The sequence below is a fragment of the Rhizobacter sp. P3_B12 genome, assembly GCF_056402895.1.
Map to the genome: position 1 here is coordinate 1 of NZ_JBFUGN010000897.1, position 2,521 is coordinate 2,521.

A 2,521-nucleotide genomic window follows, 5' to 3' on the forward strand; every position below is an offset into this window, starting at 1 on the left:
GTGTACGGCTCGAATGTCTACCTCTCGGCCAACAACGCCTCGGCGCTCAGTGCATCGAAGGGCGGCGCTTCCGCGAGCGGCACCGTGACCTTCTTCAACAGCGGCAACCAGGCCGCCACGTTGACGATGTCCGGCCTCGGCAGTGCGTACTCGGTGGCTCCTGGCAGCTGCAACATCGATCCCGGCACGGCGTGCACGGTGACGGTCACGATGAGTTCCGCTGGCGCCATCGGTCCGCAAGGTGCCCAGACGTTGACCGCCACGGGTGGCACCAACGGGGCCGCATCGGCGGCGGTGTCGGGCACGGTGACGGGTTCGGTCTCGACGCTCGCGTTCAGCAGCCTGGCCTTCGGCACGGTGAACCAGAACTCTGCAGCGCCGCAGAACATCATCAGCTGGCGCAACGACGGCAACGTGCCGATGACGCTGACCGGGCTGTCGAATCTGCCCGCCGTGCTGAGCCTGGTCGTCAACAGCTGTACCAACGTGGCACCGGGCCTCACCTGCAACATGGGGGTGCAGCTGGCCACCGGCACGCTGACGAGCTTCAGCCAGACGGTGAGCACGGTCGGGGCGACGGTGAATGGCTCGACCACCGCCAGCGGCGTGGTGCAGACGGTCCCCGGCGCACTGTTCAACCTGAGCACGGTGGCGACGTCGACGACCACGTACACGACGATCACGTTGACGGTGGCCAACCCGTACAGCGCTGCGCAGACGATCACGGCGGCGACCCAGAGCGACGCAGGCACGCCCGGGACGAGCACCTGCACCGTGGGCGGCAGCGTGGCCGCGTCACCAGGGAGTTGCACCTTCCAGTGGGTCTACGACCGATGCACCGCACGCACGGTGAACTTCAGCGTGAAGAACGCGTTCGGCACCGCGACGACGAGCAAGGCGATCGTGAAGGGGACCTGCCTGTGAAGAAGAACCTGTTCGCAGCAATCGCGTGGGTGGTGGTGAGCTCCGCCCATGCACAAGCCCAGTTGCCGCCGGTGACGGGCGTGGACAACCCGTTCAACTACACCCGCACGACGAGCATCACCTACCGGGCGGATGGCCTGGTGGACACCGAGACGATCGAGCCGAACGACCCGCAGCGCTGCGTGGTGACGACGTACAGCTATGACCTGCGGGGCAACCGCACCGGCTCGCTGGTGGCGAACTGCACCGGCGCGAGCGGCGACGCCTTGTTCACCCCGCGCAGCAGCAGCGTCACCTATGGCGCGCAGACGTTGTCGATCGGCGGCATGACCGTGCAGATCCAGCCGAACACCCAGGCGAGCAGCAGCAKCAACGCCAAGGGGCAGGAGACGAAGCAGACGGTGGACCCGCGCTTCGGCACSGTGCTGAGCACGACCGAGCCGAACGGGYTGACCGCGCGTCGGGAGATCGACGACCTGGGSCGCACGACGCGCGAGATYCACCCCGACGGCACGCGGATGGTCACGGTCTACTGCCTCATCGCCGGGCGCGTGAACCCGGCCGGAGACACCTCGAGCAACAGCCCCGGCTGCCCGAGCCCGAGCGCGGCCGAGATCCCGGTCGATGCGCTGGAGTTCACGCACGTGGAGCCGCGCGACGCGAGCGGCGCGGACGGCGTCAAGAACGGCCCGTTCGCCCGCAAGTATCTGGACCGGGCAGGGCGCTTGCTGCGGCAAGTCACCGAGGCCTTCGATGGCGCAACGCAACCCGGCGGCACGAACCGCCTGATCGTCACCGACACCGAGTACGGCGACCTGGGCCAGGTGCTGCTGCAGACGCAGCCGTACTTCCTGGACAGCGGCTCGTCSACGAGCACGGGCAGCGCCGACGTGGGGCTCACGCGCACCGAGTACGACGTGCTGGGCCGGGTGTTGAAGATCTACACCGCCGACAACCAGGGTAGCCAGCCGGGCGTGAGCTTCGGTGCCCGCGGCAGCCGCCGGGCACGCGTGTCGAGCACGGCCTATGGCGCGCTGGTGGTCACCACCACCGACGACCAGGGCCGCACGCGCCGCGAGGAGGCCAGCGTCGAAGGACGCACGATCCGCATCACCGACCCGCTGGGGGCGCAGATCGTTCACCAGCACGACGCGTTCGGCAACCTGGTGGCGACGAAGGATGCGCTGCAGAACTCGGTGCAGATCRCCTACGACGTGCGGGGCAACAAGCTGAAGCTGACCGACCCGGACGCCGGGGTGATCGAGTACCGCTACGACGCGCTCGGCCAGGTGGTGCGGCAGCAGAATCCGCTGCAGTTGCAGCGCGGCGGGCAGACGAGCATGCAGTACGACGTGCTCGGGCGGATGACGCTGCGCACGGAGCCGGAGTACAGCAGCACCTGGACCTACGACAACTGCGCGATGGGCATCGGCAAGCTGTGCGCGACGAGCGCCAGCACCGACATGAGCCAGCAGTGGGTGTACGACAGCCTGGGCCGGCTGGTCAGTAACCGCACGACCGTGGCGAACGGGCCGAGTTTTGCGAGCGCGCTGAGCTACGACGCGAACGGCCGGCAGGCGACGCAGACGTGGCCGAC

1 protein-coding gene and 1 pseudogene are annotated in these 2,521 nt (G+C 68.4%); both read left to right on the plus strand.

The window, feature by feature from the left end; translation table 11 throughout:
* On the plus strand, window positions 1-924 hold a 924-nt coding region (locus AC1D01_RS29705), incomplete at its 5' end, for a hypothetical protein (RefSeq protein WP_477872832.1).
* Window positions 921-2,521 (plus strand): annotated as a pseudogene (locus tag AC1D01_RS29710) (hypothetical protein); the annotation flags it as partial. The gene AC1D01_RS29705 and the pseudogene AC1D01_RS29710, both read left to right, overlap by 4 nt.